This window comes from Enterobacter sp. RHBSTW-00593 (genome assembly GCF_013784105.1).
GTDB lineage: Bacteria > Pseudomonadota > Gammaproteobacteria > Enterobacterales > Enterobacteriaceae > Enterobacter > Enterobacter ludwigii.
In genome coordinates, this window is sequence record NZ_CP056393.1 from 1276592 (window position 1) to 1290548 (window position 13957).

Genomic DNA, 13957 nt, shown 5'->3' on the forward strand with positions numbered 1-13957 from the left:
GGGTTAAGGGGTTTTCGGGCGATATAGGATAATCGGGTGAATTTGCGGAAAGAGGATGCGGGTGCATCCTCTGTGCAACGCGGGAGCGTTTGTTCAGATGGGGTTAACGCAGGTAGTCGCCCGCGGCTTCTGGCTGGTAGAGCAGCTCCAGCACTTCCAGATGCGCCGCAGCACCGCCCGGCAACGCCCAGTTGATAGTGTCTCCCGTACGCAGACCAAGAAGCGCGGCACCCACAGGAGCAAGGACCGAAAGCTGTGCACTGCTGTCGGTCATCTGCGCCGGGTAGACCAGCGTTCGGGTCAGCTCTTCACCGGTGGCCAGGTTACGGAATTTAACCCGGCTGTTCATGGTGACCACGTCGTGCGGCATGGATTCAGGCGTGCACATCTGCGCCCGGTCAAGCTCTTCATTCAGGGCGTCAGCCACCGGAAGCGAAGCGAATTCTGCTTTTTCCAGCAGTCTGTCAATACGTTCTGCGTCAAGCTCATTGATGATAATGGTGGGTCTGGACATTTTTTACTCCATGTCGTTAATGCTGCGTGTAACGCAGAAACCAATCCAAAAGAAAACCCTCGCCGTCTGGCAGCGAGGGTTTAACTCTTCTGATGATACTGGCTGAGCGCACAACTTTGAAGTGATACAGGTCACATTCATGGGTCATATGAATTTTCGGTGAAAAACGTGCTCCCTTGCCAATTTGCATTATTCTTTTTAAGCGCCCCCTGCGGGCGACTATCCGCATTCAGTGTTTCTTCTCAGGAGATCTCATGAGCGATTACGACAAAATTACGTTGAAAGACGGCAGTTATTTATATTTTAAAGACTGGGGAAGCGGGCAACCCGTGGTGTTTAGCCACGGCTGGCCGCTGACGGCGGATGCCTTTGAAGACCAAATGTTATACCTGGGATCAAAAGGATTTCGCGTAATTGCACATGACCGCCGCGGACATGGCCGCTCAGCGCAGCCGTGGGATGGGCACAATATGGATCAGTACGCCGACGACCTGGCTGAGCTGACGGCGCGTCTGAATCTGAAAGACGCTGTTCACGTGGGGCATTCAACCGGCGGTGGCGAAGTGGCGCGCTATATTGGTCGCCATGGTACGGATCGCGTGGCGAAAGCGGTACTTATTGGTGCCGTGACACCGATTATGATCAAAACCGATTTCAACCCGAACGGTGTGCCGAAAGAGGTGTTTGATGGTATTCGGGAAGGCGTGATTAACGATCGCGCAGCTTTCTTCTATGCGCTGACCGAGGCGTTTTATGGCTATAACCGCCCGGGGGCGAAAGAGTCCAAAGCGGTGCGGGAGAGCTTCGTTGAGCAGGGGCTTCAGGGGTCGATCAAGGCGCTGTATGACTGCGTAAAAGCGTTCTCTGAAACCGATCTGCGTGAAGATCTGAAAAAGATGACTATCCCGACGCTGGTGATCCACGGCGACGACGACCAGATAGTCCCGATCGAGACCTGTGGTCGGGTGGCTGCAGAGATCCTGCCGAACGCTGAACTGAAGGTCTATGCCGGGGGTTCTCACGGCATATGCACCACGCATAAGCACCAGATCAATGACGATTTGCTGAAATTTATTCAGTCTTAATTCCTGGCGGATTGCGTTACGCTGAGTGTCCTGATCCAGGGTACTGAGCGAAACGCAATTCGTGTCTGCCCCACCATTAAGAGAGCACTATGTATTTCTATCAACCTTCTCTGGGACACGGCCTGCCGCATGACCCACTGAACGCGATTATTGGCCCACGCCCGATTGGCTGGATCTCCTCGTGCGACAACGCCGGTCAGCTGAATCTCGCGCCGTATAGCTTCTTTAACTGCTTTAACTATCGTCCGCCCATCATCGGTTTTTCCAGCAACGGCTGGAAAGACAGCGTGCGTAATATTACCGAAACCGGCGAGTTTGTCTGGAACCTGGCGACGCGCGATCTGGCTGAAGCGATGAATGCGACCTCGGCGATGCTTCCCCACGATGAAAATGAATTTACCTTTGCGGGATTAACGCCAGCGGCCAGCCAGCTGGTGAACGCCCCGCGGGTGGCAGAAAGCCCGGTTAACTTTGAGTGTCGCCTGTCGCAGTGTATTCAGCTTACCGGGGCCGACGGCACACCGGTTGATACCTGGCTGGTGCTCGGCGAAGTGGTGGGTATTCACATCGCCGAAACGTTGCTGGAAGAGGGGATTTATCAGACGGCGAAAGCGCAGCCCATCCTGCGTGCGGGTGGGCCGACGGCTTACTATGGCATCAGTGACGAGCACCGGTTTGACATGACCCGACCAATCGTCAATCAGTGACCGGCTTTATCAATGACGAATTGTTTTCCGCAGTTACCCGGGTGTGGCTGCGGAGCAAATGAGGTTGCAGAAAGCGGGTTATTAATGGTGTCTGCCTTCAGTGAGATCTGCATTTCGGTCAGGTAGGACGGGTTGCCATTACAGGTAAGTTTGAACGCTTTGACATTCTCCTTGCCCCAGCCCTTGGCCACGGCGCTGTCAAAATCGCTGCGGCTTACGGTTTTTCCATAGTTATCGGCGAGGAACTTGCCGACCGCGCTGTTTTTTATCTCCTGATTCATGCGCACCATTGTGCCGAAATACGCGTCAGGATCAAAACCAAAGCATACGCCGTGTTTGGCATATTCGTAGCGTTCCAGGCAGGAGTTACCGCCAGCACCTGGCATAACGCTGTTCAGCTTCGCAGCACCTGAAAGCGACAGTCCGGTTTCGGCGGCAGCGCATTTGCGGCTGGCCTTCACCTCCGGCATGTTCGGGATTGGACGGGTCGCGCAGCCAAAACGCATCCAGCGACGTTCATCCACACCCCGTGCGGCAACAGATTTTGGCAGCCCCGGCCATAATCCGTGCACGGTCAGAAAATCGGTTTTGTTATCACTCTCTTTTTGTAAACGGCACTCTTCGGGCTCGTTGCGGTTACGGTCGGCCATGCTCTGGCAGAACCCGGTTTGCCAGGAAAGAGCCAGAACGTAGCGATCGAAATCGCCATACTGCGTTGCCTTGAGTGGGTCGGCCTGTGCGGAGAATACACAGAGTGCCAGCGCGATTGCGCCAGACGGAATAACGATATCCTTCCTGAACATGTGATTTCCTGATCGAATGAGCATGAATAATTTCTGGAAATTATTAAAGCACAAAAAGCGCCCGCAGGCGCTTTCTGGATATCAGGAATTTAGCTTAAGCTGCGCCGGGTACCAGCACCTGCGTGGCAATAATCACGATAATCAGCCCCACAATCACGGGGACGGAGGTGCGTTTGATCACTTCGAAAGGCGAGATTTTTGCCATCCCGGCAACGGCTACGACTACTCCCGATACCGGCGAAATGGTGCGACCGAGGTTTGACGCCTGCAGCATGGGGATGGAGAGATAGGCCGGGTTAATGCCTGAGGAGTGAGCCAGTTTCGGGATCATCTCAACGAAGGCGTAGAACGGCGCGTTACCTGAACCGGTGGTCATGGCGGCCAGCATGGTCAGCACCACCAGAACCAGCATCAGGATAATACTGGCCGAGCCGAACGAGGTGGCGATGGAAATCAGGCTCTGAATAAAGCCGATGGTGCTCAGACCCTGGGCGAAGACGCCTGCTGCAACCAGCAGCATAACGACCCCTGCAAACGCATCCGCCATACCGCGATAGGCCACTTCCAGACCCGAGAAGACTTTCTGCGTGTTAAACCCACGCACAAACTCCAGCAGGGCGGCCAGCAGCATGCAGATCACCAGAATGGTGATGATGTGCAGCTGCGGGCCCCATTTACCGTCAAAAATAAGCACGCCAATAATAGGTGTGAACGGCAGAATGGCATAAAACGCCGGCGCGGTGGTGGTGATTTCACTCACGTCCAGCATCTCGTGGCTGATGTTCTCCTTCTTATCGAGATAACGCTGCCAGAAGAAGTGCGCGATGCCCATGCCGACAATGGCGACGATAGAAATGGGCAGCGTGGTTTTGAACGCAAAGTCGATAAGCGACATTTCAGCGGCTTTGGCTGCGAGCACGACATCACCGGAGGTGGGGGAAAGAATAATGGCGGCCGGCGAGGCGCAAATCGCGGCGGCCGCGCCGCGGCTGATACCGACGTTAACCATAATCGGGAACAGGGTGGCCATTAACAGTACGCCCAGACCGGTGGCGGACGACACGGCGAGGGACATCAGGCAGGCAAGGAAATAGGCCGCGACCATCAGCAGATAGGGGGAGTTAATGTACTGCAGCGGTTTGGACGCCAGTTTAACCACCATATCATTCGCGCCGATATGGGTCATGTACGCCGCAAAACCGCACAGCATCATGATCATCATACCCAGGTCGCCACCGCGGCTCATGAGCAGGATTTTAATGTATTCAACAATGTCAGTGGCGGTGTAGCCCGTACTGTCTGCGCTGGCCGGTAACACCTGATGGCCCATGATGGCGCTGATAATGAGCAGGGTTAGCCCGCCGACAAATAACACCCCTGTGGCCGAGTAACCTTTAATGATGTAGCGCGCTACACCGACAATGACGACGACTCCGATAAGGAGCTCGATAAACGTAAGCATGGTTTCCCCTGTGTCCTTGCTGCCCGAGAGCACAAATAATCAATAAAAAAGAAGGATGAAATGTGCCGAATTAATGTTCTGTCCTTGCTGATTAAAATCAATAAACAGACTACTAAAGAAGATATTAACGGCATTTTTGCCATCGCCCCGGCATTTATCTCATGCGCATATTGACCGGTATAGATATTACTATATGTCAATCAAATGATAATGGGTTGTTAAATATTTTGTGGGTTTAAATTCGCCGCAGAAAGAAAAGGCAAAAACCCTTTGGGAATTGAGTTTTTAATGGCTGCCGGCAGCCCTCCGGAACGGGCCCTGGAGACCGTCATTGCTGGCGTTGGTGAGGTTGTCCAGTGTATTAAAGTCTAATAAAGACTTACTTTTTATGTGCTTATTATGGCGTGAAGGTATGTTCCTCTCAGAATATTCCCAGGAAGACGCTGATTAATTAGGAATAACGCTGATGCTGTTAAGCTTTGATTAAACTATTTTATGGTAAACTTTGCCTCGAATACTAAGAATGGTAATTGCATTGTGATTGTACGTAATAAATTTTTCCTCATTTTGTTGTTTATTTTTGGGCAGTTAGCATTGTCGTCTGTTGCACACGCCGAGAGCAATGCAACCGATAAAGGCTGGTTCTCCACCTTCACTGATAATGTATCGCAGACCTGGACTGCGCCAGAGCATTATGACCTGTATGTTCCGGCAATAACGTGGCATGCGCGTTTTGCCTATGACAAAGAAAAGACTGACAAATATAACGAGCGCCCGTGGGGGGCTGGTTTTGGTCAGTCGCGTTGGGACGAAAAAGGGAACTGGCATGGCATCTATCTGATGGCCTTTAAAGATTCCTTTAACAAATGGGAACCGATCGGGGGTTATGGCTGGGAGAAAACCTGGCGTCCGTTAGCCGATGAAAACTTCCATGTGGGGCTGGGCTACACCGCCGGTGTGACCGCACGCGACAACTGGAACTACATTCCGATTCCGGTGCTGCTGCCTCTGGCCTCTATCGGCTATGGTCCGGCAACGTTCCAGATGACCTATATCCCGGGGACATACAACAACGGTAACGTTTACTTCGCCTGGATGCGTTTTCAGTTTTAACTGAAAAAACGTCACGTACTGGTGAAAAAGTGTGCAGTCGTTGATTCCGTTGAGATAAAAAACCGTCAGCAGAAATTAACGCGACTTTAGTCACTTTTTATCAAAGAACCGCTGGACAAAAGGTCCCACAATTGATGTACTGGTACCCGACACAGCATTTGTGTCGTTTTTTAATGTAAAGGTAATTTTGATGTCTAAGATTAAAGGTAACGTTAAGTGGTTTAATGAGTCCAAAGGATTCGGTTTCATTACTCCTGAAGATGGCAGCAAAGACGTGTTCGTACACTTCTCTGCAATCCAGTCTAATGGTTTCAAAACTCTGGCTGAAGGTCAGCGTGTAGAGTTCGAAATCACTAACGGTGCCAAAGGCCCTTCTGCTGCTAACGTAATCGCTCTGTAATTCAGACGCGTCAGCAAGAATTTCAAAACCCGCTCACTGAGCGGGTTTTTTTCGCGTGGAATCAGCTAAGCAGATACATTTTGAGGAAGCTGGCAACGATCAGCACGCTCAACAACACCACACCTGCGCTCATCAGGTTCTGTTTCATTCTGTCACCCTCGTTCAGTATTGCGTTCAGAGTGACAGAGAAAAATTAAGCCAACATTAACGCAGCGTCTGTTAGTGCGTCGTGGCGGAGGAAAATAGCCAGAATGCGATCCCCGTCATCGCAAAGGAGCCGAGCATATTAATCGCAATGTTCATCAGCGCCCAGCCGACACGCCCTTCCTGAAACAGGAAAACCACTTCCGCCGAGAACGTTGAGAAGGTGGTTAAACCGCCGCAAAAGCCGGTGGTAATCAATAGCTTCCACACGGGATCGATATGCGTCATACGGTTAAACCAGGCCAGCCCCACGCCAATAATGAAAGCCCCTATCAGGTTAGCCGCCAGCGTACCCATTGGAATAGCCTGATGCAGGGGATTAAAACGCATACTCAAAAACCACCGCGCAACGCTACCCGTACCCCCACCAATAAAAACGGCTAAAAGTAGTTGTAACACTGTAAATACCTGCTATTTGATGTGTAAGAGTGGCGAGTTTAACGCGGTTTTTGCTGAGGGGACAAATATGTATGTTGCGGTAGGACAGTTTGCGGTTACGCCTGACTGGCAAGAGAATGCAGATAAATGTGTCTCTCTGATGAGGCAGGCCCGCCTGAAAGAAGCATCCTTGCTGGTGCTGCCGGAGGCGCTGCTGGCAAGAGATGACCACGACCCGGACCTGTCGGTGAAGTCTGCCCAGCCTCTGGACGGCGGATTTTTACAGCACCTGCTGGCGGAAAGTGCGGGCAATCGTTTGACCACCCTCCTTACGGTGCATGTCCCCTCGACGGCGGGACGGGCGGTAAATACCCTCGTGGCCATCCGTGACGGCGCGGTCGTTGCGCGCTATGCCAAACTCCATCTTTATGATGCCTTCAGCATTCAGGAGTCACGGCGGGTGGATCCGGGAGACAGCATCCCACCGCTGCTTGATGTCGATGGCTTTAAGATTGGGTTGATGACCTGCTACGACCTGCGTTTTCCTGAGCTGGCTCTTACGCTCGCGTTAAAGGGGGCTGACGTGCTGGTAGTGCCTGCCGCGTGGGTCAAGGGACCGCTTAAAGAGCATCACTGGGCAACGCTCCTTACAGCGCGTGCGCTGGATACTACCTGTTATGTTGTGGCCTCGGGGGAGTGCGGCAATAAGAACATTGGGCAGAGCAGGGTGGTGGATCCGCTGGGTGTTACGATAGCCGCTGCGGCGGAGGCCCCGGTTTTGCTGATGACAGAGTTACAGCGGGAGAGGATTACGCTTGCACGGCAGCAATTACCGGTTCTTCGCAACCGTCGGTTTGCGCCACCGCAATTATTGTGATGTTTTTTTCAACAATGCTTGATTCACCTTGTTACAGATTGCTATTGTGTGCACGCGTCAAATGACCGTTAATACAATCAGGTTTTTGGCGCTGAATGCAGCCTGGTTTATGTAAAGAAGGTATCTATGGGTGAGATTAGTATTACCAAACTGCTGGTGGTTGCCGCACTGGTCGTCCTGCTGTTTGGTACCAAGAAGTTACGCACGCTGGGTGGTGACCTGGGTGCCGCCATCAAAGGCTTTAAGAAAGCAATGAACGACGATGATGCGGCTGCGAAGAAAAGCGCCGAGGGTGACATCCCGGCAGAGAAGCTTTCTCACAAAGAGTAACGGCAATGCCTGAGGGCTTGCGAAAAAAAACCGGCTCAAGAGGCCGGTTTTTTTGCATTACTGTAAGTGAATATTACAGTCTTATTTCACTTCTTCGCCTTTTGCCTGCATATCGGCATGGTAAGAGGAGCGAACAAATGGGCCGCAGGCTGCGTGGGTAAAGCCCATCGCCATCGCTTCGGCTTTCATCTCATCAAACTCATCCGGGCTCACGTAGCGCTGCACGGGCAGGTGGTGGCGGCTTGGCTGCAGATACTGTCCCAGCGTCAGCATGGTCACACCGTGGCGGCGCAGATCGCGCATCACTTCGATGATCTCAGCATTCGTTTCACCGAGACCAACCATCAGGCCTGACTTGGTTGGAATATGGGGATGCGCTTCTTTAAAACGCTCCAGCAGCTTCAGAGACCAGTTATAGTCCGCACCAGGACGTACCTGACGGTAGAGACGTGGCACGTTCTCCAGGTTGTGGTTAAACACGTCTGGTGGCGTCGCGGTCAGGATGTCCAGCGCGCGATCCATACGGCCGCGGAAGTCTGGAACCAGCGTCTCAATTTTGATGTTCGGGCTTTTCTCGCGAATAGCGGTAATGCAGTCAGCGAAGTGCTGAGCACCGCCATCACGCAGATCGTCACGGTCAACGGAGGTAATAACGACATAACGCAGCGCCATATCGGCGATGGTCTGTGCCAGTTTCTGAGGTTCGTTAGCGTCGGGCGCTACCGGGCGGCCATGAGCCACATCGCAGAACGGGCAGCGGCGGGTACAGATGGCACCCAGAATCATAAACGTCGCGGTACCGTGATTGAAACATTCAGCAAGGTTCGGGCAAGAGGCTTCTTCACAGACGGAGTGAAGGCCGTTCTTGCGCATCGCCGCTTTGATCCCCTGGATACGCGAAGAGTCAGCCGGAAGTTTGATTTTCATCCATTCCGGTTTTCTTAACAGCGCTTCGCGCTCTGTAGCCACGTTTTTAACCGGGATAAGGGCCATTTTATCGGCATCGCGGTATTTAACACCGCGTTCCATCACAATGGGTTTACTCATAGCGTGCGTGTTCCAGTTGCGAATATCGAAGGAAAGCGTTTCTATTCAAGGGAATGTTGTATTTATCAACTATTTTTGAACGAACGACAGGCAGTATATCATTGAAACGGTCGGTAAAGCAGCCTGCCAGGTCGCCAATTTGTAAAATAGTTGTTGTTTTGTGCGTTTTACCCGGCAGGGGGCAGGGGCTTGTGCTGTATCAACCAGTCAGAAGGCCTGGCGGATGACGCGGATAACGTTTTCCAGCACCGGATCGCGCAAGCTGAGTTTGTTGTAATGCAGTGAAATCTCGATAGATTCCGCATTGAGCTGGTTGAGAGGAATGCTCTCCAGCGGCCAACATTTACGCAACAAGGTATACAGACGCGAAGGCATGATGCAGAGCATGTCGCTGCTGCCAATCAGGGAGGCAGTGGTGAACATATTGTAACTACTGAAGCTGATCTGGCGTTCCGGGAATATCTCATCGATTCGCTGACGCAGCGCATGATTGGACTGTCCTTCGGTCATGAAAGACGAATGATCATAGTTACGCAGATTTTCAATGGTCAACGGCCCGCTCAGGGCGGGATGCTGCTGGCGGCACACCAGCACCAGGTTATCCGCATACAGGACATGTTGTCCGAGCGCTCGGGCGCTAAAGCTGCCGCTTTCTATAATCAGGTCGGTCTGAAACTGAGCAAGCTGAATATCAGGCTCGTTGAGCGGCACATTTCGCAGCAGGAGTTGGGGAACATGCTCTTTTATCGCCTGAAAAATAGCGGGCATCACCAGCACGCCGACAGACGGGGTGCAGCCGATAGTGATGGTTCTCTGTTTGTCATAGCTGCCGGTTAAATCCAGCGCACCCAGAATCGACTCCAGCCCCTGGCTGATGTACTCATGCAGATGGGTAGCGTAGGCCGTCGGCGTAACCCCCTGGCCCTTACGAATAAATAACGGGTCGGGAAATATAGCGCGCAGTTTTTGAATTGACTGGCTTATTGCTGAAGGCGTGAGATTAAGAATTTTCGCAGCATTAACGATACCCTTATGGACATATACTGCCTCAAAAATAGTCAACAAATTGAGATCAATATTACGTAAAGTCCGAAAAATTTGTGGCTTGTCCTCACCACCTGGGTCATTCAGTCGTTTGGCTGGTAAATTATTATACTCCACGCTTTCACTCCGTATACATTCACATTATGAATGATAGTTGAATTTATTTATTATGCTTGTAGAGATTCGTAAAGTGTTGGTTTTGTTTCACTTGTTTATCAAAAACAAACAGTTGTGTGATTATCACGCAAGTTACTTACGCCCTGTATGCAGTTCTGGCTGGAGGCTAAATAATATGTAGCGGTAATATTCGGGCGCTTCGAAAATATAGAATAAGCGGATTATTGTAAAGCGTAAAAGCGGTAAATAAGCAGTGGCCCGTCAAATAATCGAGCCATGATGCATGATATATTAAGCAGTGATATATTCGTAAGATGGATTGTTAAGTAGGGCTAAAACGTTCTTCAAAAGCACAGGACGAATATTCTCTGGCGTTGCGCTTTCAACCCACTGGCGCATTTGCGTCATCTCCATTCCGGCGTAGCCGCAGGGGTTTATGCGCTGGAAGGGGGTAAGATCCATATTAATATTCAGTGCCAGCCCATGGAAGGAGCAGCCCTTGCGGATACGCAGCCCCAGTGAGCAAATCTTACTTTCTCCCACATAGACGCCCGGCGCATCGGCACGCGGATGGGCTTCAATACCGTATTCCGCCAGCGTGTTAACCACGGTTTGTTCCAGCAGGGTAACCAGTTCGCGAACGCCGAGCTTTCTGCGCTTCAGGTTCAGCAGAACGTACATCACCTGCTGCCCAGGTCCGTGGTACGTGACCTGCCCACCGCGATCGCTTTGAATTACCGGGATATCACCCGTCATCAATAAATGTTCCGCTTTTCCCGCCTGTCCCTGTGTAAATACCGGCAGGTGTTCGACCAGCCAGATCTCATCAGGGGTGGTGTCATCGCGTGAATCGGTGAAATCATGCATGGCCTGGGAGACAGGCTCGTAAGGTTGCAGCCCGAGATGACGGACAAGAATTTTATCCTGATACAAAAGGACGTCTCCGAAGACGAGGGACAAAAGGTGAGGGAGAGTATATCACAAGCGGGGAGGTGGGTTACCCGGCAAACCGGGTAACCGCAGAGGGACTACAGCACCATACGAACAATTTCGATATTGCCGAGCTCTTCGTACAGCGTCTCAACCTGCTCAATGTGGGTTGCGGTAATGGTAATGGATACCGAGTGGTAGTTGCCCTTGCTGCTTGGTTTTACTGACGGAGAGTAGTCACCCGGCGCATGGCGCTGTACCACTTCAACCACCTGATCAACCAGCTCAGGTTTCGCCAGACCCATTACTTTGTAGGTAAACGGGGTAGGGAATTCAAGCAGTTCGTTAAGTTTGGTTTTCATGTCAGCTCCGGCGTAACGTCAAAAAGAATAACTCCCACGACAGGTGGGAGTTATCAGGATATCTAGTATATGGGGATCAAAATCACACTTTCAAGTGTTCAATTTTTAGCCAAACCAGTGATGGAACATCAATTTAATGTAATCAATGATTTTGCCGAAGAAATTGCCTTCCGGGATTTCTTGCAGAACAACCAGCGGACGCTGATCGATGGTTTTACCATCCAGCTGGAAGTTGATGGTGCCTACCACCTGGTTTTTCTGCAGTGGCGCGTGCAGCTCAGTGGTGTTCAGCACGTAGCTGGCTTTCAGATCTTTCATGCGACCACGAGGAATGGTCAGGTACAGATCTTTATCCACGCCAAGGGAAGCACGGTCGTTATCACCGAACCAGACTGGCTCAGAAGCAAACTCTTTACCGGCTTTCAGCGGGTTCACGGTTTCGAAGAAACGGAAGCCCCAGGTCAGCAGTTTCTTGCTTTCTGTCTCACGACCTTTGAAGGTACGACCGCCCATCACGGCAGAGATCAGACGCATCTGACCTTCGGTGGCAGAAGCAACCAGGTTGTAGCCAGCTTTATCGGTATGGCCAGTTTTGATGCCGTCAACGTTCAGGCTGTTATCCCACAGCAGGCCGTTACGGTTGGTCTGACGGATACCGTTGAAGGTGAACTCTTTCTCTTTATAGATGGAGTATTCGTTCGGCACGTCACGGATCAGCGCCTGACCAATCAACGCCATATCACGTGCGGAGCTGTACTGACCATCTGCGTCCAGACCATGTACGGTCTGGAAATGGCTGTTCTTCAGACCCAGCGCGGTGACGTAGCTGTTCATCAGACCGACGAAGGCATCCTGGCTTCCCGCGGCGAAATCGGCCATTGCCACGCACGCATCGTTACCGGATTGCAGGTTAATACCACGGATCAGCTGAGAAACAGGAACCTGCATGCCCGGTTTCAGGAACATCAATGATGAACCTTTAAATACCGGGTTGCCGGTTGCCCACGCATCGTTACCGATGGTGACCAGATCCGTTTCTTTGAACTTCCCTGCTTTCATGGCCTGGCCGATAACGTAGCTGGTCATCATTTTGGTCAGGCTGGCCGGATCGCGGCGGGCGTCGGCATTCTGTTCAGCCAGCACTTTGCCAGAGTTGTAGTCGATCAGGATATACGATTCCGCGTCGATTTGCGGAACGCCAGGGATCATGGTCTTGATATTCAGGTCATCGGCGTGAGCTGCAGAGAGAGCAGTTGCGCAAAGGGCCGTGGTCAGCGCCATGCGCTGCACAAAACGAGCAGAAAAAGTGGTCTTCATGGTCAGAACAACGACATCCGTGATGGAATTAAAAAAAGTGCCTTACTATAGCAAATGCTATTCAGGCAGGCATCCGACTTTAAGCATGAGTTTGTGAATGTGTTTTACACAAATTGACACTTTGGATACCGCCAGTTCATTATTTCGCTACAGCGATAAATGATTGTAGTTGGGCTTCATTTTGCAGGCGCTGCTGCAGAGACGCTGCCTGCGATTTGCTGGCAAACGGCCCCATCTGAATACGCCATACTGCGCCGTTTTGCGCAACGCGTCCCGGAACACCAAACTGCTGGCTCAGACGCTGTTGATACTGCTGCGCACGGGCCTGATCGCTTACCGCCCCAACCTGAACCACAAAGCCGCCACTGGCCGCCGCTGGAGCCGCAACCGGTGTGCTTTGCGCCGTCGCCGGAGCCGTTACGGGCGCAGGCTCTGTGGCAGGAGCGGCAACAGGAGCCGGTGCTGGCGTTGGTTCGCTGCCTTCCAGCACGCCGGTGGCTAACGTGGTCGGCGCGCCAAGGAAGCCGCTACTCTTTACCGGCGCACCCGTCGTGTCTTCGCTCTGCAACGTATCATTGCTGATTGGGCGCACTTCTCCTGCTGGCTGAGAAGGCTCTGCCGGAGAAGAGACGCTTCCCATGCCGCCGTCCAGGTTCGGGCGGTCAGGAAGGGCGTAAGTCTGTTTCGCCACCGTCGTACACGCGGTACCTGGCCCGGAGAGGGTGCCATCCTGCGCCACGATAATCGGGTCAATACGGACTTTGGTATTGTTCGAGGTGTTCAGGCGGTCTGCAGCCGCGCGTGACAGGGAGATCACCCGGTCGTTACCGTAGGGACCACGATCGTTAATGCGTACCACGATCATACGACCATTCGCCAGGTTGGTGATACGGGCGTAGCTCGGGACAGGCAGGGTCGGGTGAGCCGCCGTCAGTTGCATCGGATCGAACGCTTCGCCGGTCGCCGTCAGGTTGCTGCCTGGCTCGGCATCATAAATGGCGGCAAAGCCAGCCTGGCTAAAGCGGGAGGGATCCTGAACAATTTTGTAGCTTTTGCCGTCGCGCTCGTAATCCTGATTCGCGCTGGCATTGAGCGGTTCATAAACGGGATCGGCACCGCTGATTTCAACGATCGGGCCATTACAAACCGCAGGCTGCGGCGGCGCGACGGTTGCCTGTTGCTGACCATCATCACTTGTGCAGGCCGCAAGTAAACTTGCCGCAATGCAGATCCCCAGCCACTGCTTACGCATTCCGATCCCCTTATT

The 13957-nt window shown here is 52.4% G+C and carries 16 protein-coding genes; 6 read left to right on the forward strand and 10 right to left on the reverse strand.

Annotated features, from left to right (window positions below; all coding sequences use genetic code 11):
* Nucleotides 1-103 precede the first annotated feature (103 nt).
* A complete protein-coding gene (gene rnk / locus HV242_RS05970; protein WP_014169101.1) occupies nt 104-514 on the reverse strand; it encodes a nucleoside diphosphate kinase regulator in 411 nt (136 codons plus the stop codon).
* Between the two features lie 254 nt (nt 515-768).
* Here rnk and HV242_RS05975 point away from each other — a divergent pair, with 254 nt between their 5' ends.
* Entirely contained in the window at nt 769-1599 is an 831-nt protein-coding gene (locus HV242_RS05975; protein WP_020885006.1) for an alpha/beta fold hydrolase, read from the forward strand.
* 89 nt (nt 1600-1688) lie between these two features.
* A complete protein-coding gene (locus tag HV242_RS05980) occupies nt 1689-2306 on the forward strand; it encodes a flavin reductase family protein (RefSeq protein WP_025204679.1) in 618 nt (205 codons plus the stop codon).
* On the opposite strand, the gene rna is transcribed toward HV242_RS05980, so the two are convergent.
* On the reverse strand, nt 2300-3109 hold the full coding sequence (rna, locus tag HV242_RS05985; protein WP_020885004.1) for a ribonuclease I: 810 nt from the start codon (nt 3107-3109) through the stop codon (nt 2300-2302). The two genes, HV242_RS05980 and rna, sit on opposite strands and share 7 nt — an antisense overlap.
* A 94-nt stretch (nt 3110-3203) precedes the next feature.
* Nucleotides 3204-4571, reverse strand: coding sequence for an anaerobic C4-dicarboxylate transporter DcuC (gene dcuC, locus HV242_RS05990; RefSeq protein WP_020885003.1), 1368 nt, complete (start codon nt 4569-4571; stop codon nt 3204-3206).
* Nucleotides 4572-5066: 495 nt separating this feature from the next.
* Here dcuC and pagP point away from each other — a divergent pair, with 495 nt between their 5' ends.
* Together pagP and cspE are read left to right on the forward strand one after the other, a co-directional pair.
* Complete coding sequence (pagP, locus tag HV242_RS05995) at nt 5067-5684, forward strand: lipid IV(A) palmitoyltransferase PagP (protein WP_014169108.1); 618 nt, start codon at nt 5067-5069, stop codon at nt 5682-5684.
* 190 nt (nt 5685-5874) lie between these two features.
* Nucleotides 5875-6084, forward strand: coding sequence for a transcription antiterminator/RNA stability regulator CspE (cspE, locus tag HV242_RS06000; RefSeq protein WP_002439184.1), 210 nt, complete (start codon nt 5875-5877; stop codon nt 6082-6084).
* Between the two features lie 219 nt (nt 6085-6303).
* Here cspE and crcB read toward each other — a convergent pair whose 3' ends face one another.
* Entirely contained in the window at nt 6304-6687 is a 384-nt protein-coding gene (crcB, locus tag HV242_RS06005) for a fluoride efflux transporter CrcB (protein WP_014169110.1), read from the reverse strand.
* Nucleotides 6688-6754: 67 nt separating this feature from the next.
* On the opposite strand from crcB, the gene HV242_RS06010 reads away from it, so the two are divergent.
* Together HV242_RS06010 and tatE are read left to right on the forward strand one after the other, a co-directional pair.
* Complete coding sequence (locus HV242_RS06010; protein ID WP_047357100.1) at nt 6755-7543, forward strand: deaminated glutathione amidase; 789 nt, start codon at nt 6755-6757, stop codon at nt 7541-7543.
* Nucleotides 7544-7669: 126 nt separating this feature from the next.
* Nucleotides 7670-7873, forward strand: a complete 204-nt coding sequence (tatE, locus tag HV242_RS06015; protein ID WP_014169112.1) for a twin-arginine translocase subunit TatE — start codon at nt 7670-7672, stop codon at nt 7871-7873.
* Between the two features lie 81 nt (nt 7874-7954).
* Here tatE and lipA read toward each other — a convergent pair whose 3' ends face one another.
* From lipA to rlpA, 6 genes are all read right to left on the reverse strand, one after another.
* A complete protein-coding gene (gene lipA / locus HV242_RS06020) occupies nt 7955-8920 on the reverse strand; it encodes a lipoyl synthase (protein WP_014169113.1) in 966 nt (321 codons plus the stop codon).
* 207 nt (nt 8921-9127) lie between these two features.
* Complete coding sequence (locus HV242_RS06025; RefSeq protein ID WP_020885001.1) at nt 9128-10081, reverse strand: YbeF family transcriptional regulator; 954 nt, start codon at nt 10079-10081, stop codon at nt 9128-9130.
* A 291-nt stretch (nt 10082-10372) separates the two neighbouring features.
* Nucleotides 10373-11014, reverse strand: a complete 642-nt coding sequence (gene lipB / locus HV242_RS06030) for a lipoyl(octanoyl) transferase LipB (protein WP_020885000.1) — start codon at nt 11012-11014, stop codon at nt 10373-10375.
* 95 nt (nt 11015-11109) lie between these two features.
* Nucleotides 11110-11373, reverse strand: coding sequence for a DUF493 family protein YbeD (ybeD, locus tag HV242_RS06035; protein WP_003858718.1), 264 nt, complete (start codon nt 11371-11373; stop codon nt 11110-11112).
* A 105-nt stretch (nt 11374-11478) separates the two neighbouring features.
* Nucleotides 11479-12690, reverse strand: coding sequence for a D-alanyl-D-alanine carboxypeptidase DacA (gene dacA, locus HV242_RS06040; protein WP_014169116.1), 1212 nt, complete (start codon nt 12688-12690; stop codon nt 11479-11481).
* Between the two features lie 139 nt (nt 12691-12829).
* On the reverse strand, nt 12830-13942 hold the full coding sequence (gene rlpA, locus HV242_RS06045; RefSeq protein ID WP_025204674.1) for an endolytic peptidoglycan transglycosylase RlpA: 1113 nt from the start codon (nt 13940-13942) through the stop codon (nt 12830-12832).
* Nucleotides 13943-13957: the final 15 nt, after the last annotated feature.

What these genes read in the sequence shown, in the direction of transcription:
- cspE (WP_002439184.1), top strand. Translation starts at nt 5,875, where the DNA reads ATGTCTAAGATTAAAGGTAACGTTAAGTGGTTTAATGAGTCCAAAGGA.
- rnk (WP_014169101.1), bottom strand. Translation starts at nt 514, where the DNA reads ATGTCCAGACCCACCATTATCATCAATGAGCTTGACGCAGAACGTATT.
- lipA (WP_014169113.1), bottom strand. Translation starts at nt 8,920, where the DNA reads ATGAGTAAACCCATTGTGATGGAACGCGGTGTTAAATACCGCGATGCC.
- pagP (WP_014169108.1), top strand. Translation starts at nt 5,067, where the DNA reads ATGGTAAACTTTGCCTCGAATACTAAGAATGGTAATTGCATTGTGATT.
- HV242_RS05975 (WP_020885006.1), top strand. Translation starts at nt 769, where the DNA reads ATGAGCGATTACGACAAAATTACGTTGAAAGACGGCAGTTATTTATAT.
- ybeD (WP_003858718.1), bottom strand. Translation starts at nt 11,373, where the DNA reads ATGAAAACCAAACTTAACGAACTGCTTGAATTCCCTACCCCGTTTACC.
- HV242_RS05980 (WP_025204679.1), top strand. Translation starts at nt 1,689, where the DNA reads ATGTATTTCTATCAACCTTCTCTGGGACACGGCCTGCCGCATGACCCA.
- HV242_RS06010 (WP_047357100.1), top strand. Translation starts at nt 6,755, where the DNA reads ATGTATGTTGCGGTAGGACAGTTTGCGGTTACGCCTGACTGGCAAGAG.
- rna (WP_020885004.1), bottom strand. Translation starts at nt 3,109, where the DNA reads ATGTTCAGGAAGGATATCGTTATTCCGTCTGGCGCAATCGCGCTGGCA.
- tatE (WP_014169112.1), top strand. Translation starts at nt 7,670, where the DNA reads ATGGGTGAGATTAGTATTACCAAACTGCTGGTGGTTGCCGCACTGGTC.
- rlpA (WP_025204674.1), bottom strand. Translation starts at nt 13,942, where the DNA reads ATGCGTAAGCAGTGGCTGGGGATCTGCATTGCGGCAAGTTTACTTGCG.
- dacA (WP_014169116.1), bottom strand. Translation starts at nt 12,690, where the DNA reads ATGAAGACCACTTTTTCTGCTCGTTTTGTGCAGCGCATGGCGCTGACC.
- dcuC (WP_020885003.1), bottom strand. Translation starts at nt 4,571, where the DNA reads ATGCTTACGTTTATCGAGCTCCTTATCGGAGTCGTCGTCATTGTCGGT.